We start from the raw sequence: 255 nt of genomic DNA, 5'->3' as shown, positions 1-255 counted from the left end.
GTTCTTCACCACCGTCGATCAGGATCGTTTCGACACCGTTGTTGCTGATCAAGTGCACCGCAGGCACGCGATCATCGAGCAGATCAATGCGGAACTGAAAAATGGTGCCCTGGCGCATATGCCCTCCGGGGTGTTCAACGCCAACGCTGCCTGGCTCACGATCGCAGCGATCACTCACAACCTGTTACGGGCGGCTGCCGGGATCATCGGCGGGCGGATGAGCAAAGTGCGCGCCCAGACGCTGCGGACACGGAT

General features: G+C 60.4%; 1 pseudogene. It reads left to right on the top strand.

The annotated features are described in order from the left end of the window. A pseudogene (locus ACPUD7_RS17880) lies at positions 1 to 255 on the top strand (IS1380 family transposase); the annotation flags it as partial.

Source organism: Brevibacterium sp. FAM 24630, assembly GCF_049804075.1.
Classification (GTDB): Bacteria; Actinomycetota; Actinomycetes; order Actinomycetales; family Brevibacteriaceae; genus Brevibacterium.
The sequence above is the reverse complement of the archived record's forward strand: the minus strand, read 5'-3'. Positions and strand labels throughout refer to the sequence as shown.